Genomic DNA, 1,068 nt, shown 5'->3' with positions numbered 1-1,068 from the left:
GTACGTTGTCGCCAGGCATTACCATTTCAACGCCTTCTGGAAGCTGGATGTCACCAGTTACGTCAGTTGTACGGAAGTAGAACTGTGGACGGTAACCTTTGAAGAATGGAGTGTGACGACCACCTTCATCTTTAGACAGTACGTATACTTCTGATTCGAACTTAGTGTGTGGGTTGATTGAACCAGGTGCAGCCAGTACTTGACCACGCTCTACTTCATCACGCTTAGTACCACGTAGAAGTGCACCAACGTTCTCACCCGCACGACCTTCGTCTAGAAGCTTACGGAACATCTCTACACCAGTACATGTAGTAGTTGTCGTTTCTTTGATACCTACGATCTCTACGTCGTCACCTACTGTTAGGATACCACGCTCGATACGACCAGTTACTACTGTACCACGACCCTGGATTGAGAATACGTCTTCAATCGGTAGTAGGAACGGCTGGTCTACAGCACGCTCTGGCTCTGGGATGTAAGAGTCTAGTGCTTCTGCAAGCTCAACAATCTTGTCTTCCCACTGCTTTTCGCCGTTTAGAGCGCCAAGAGCTGAACCTTGGATTACTGGTAGGTCATCACCTGGGAATTCGTACTCAGAAAGAAGTTCACGAACTTCCATTTCTACTAGCTCTAGAAGCTCTTCATCATCAACCATGTCACACTTGTTCATGAATACGATGATGTATGGGATACCAACCTGACGGCCTAGTAGGATGTGCTCACGAGTTTGAGGCATTGGGCCATCAGTCGCAGCTACAACTAGGATACCACCATCCATTTGCGCAGCACCTGTGATCATGTTTTTAACATAGTCAGCGTGTCCTGGGCAGTCTACGTGTGCGTAGTGACGTGATGGAGTGTCGTACTCAACGTGAGACGTTGCGATTGTGATACCACGCTCACGCTCTTCTGGAGCGTTATCGATAGATGCGAAGTCTTTCGCTTCACCGCCGTACACTTTAGCTAGAGTAGTACAGATTGCAGCAGTTAGAGTTGTTTTACCGTGGTCAACGTGGCCGATAGTACCAACGTTTACGTGCGGTTTCGTACGTTCAAATTTTTCTTTAG

General features: G+C 47.8%; 1 protein-coding gene. It reads right to left on the bottom strand.

What is annotated here, in order from left to right; all coding sequences use genetic code 11:
- On the bottom strand, positions 1 to 1,068 hold a 1,068-nt coding region (tuf, locus tag RH89_RS15420), incomplete at both ends, for an elongation factor Tu (RefSeq protein ID WP_004403892.1).

Source organism: Vibrio nigripulchritudo ATCC 27043 (assembly GCF_000222685.1).
Taxonomy (GTDB): Bacteria; Pseudomonadota; Gammaproteobacteria; order Enterobacterales; family Vibrionaceae; genus Vibrio; species Vibrio nigripulchritudo.
This window is presented reverse-complemented; position numbering and strand designations above follow the sequence as displayed.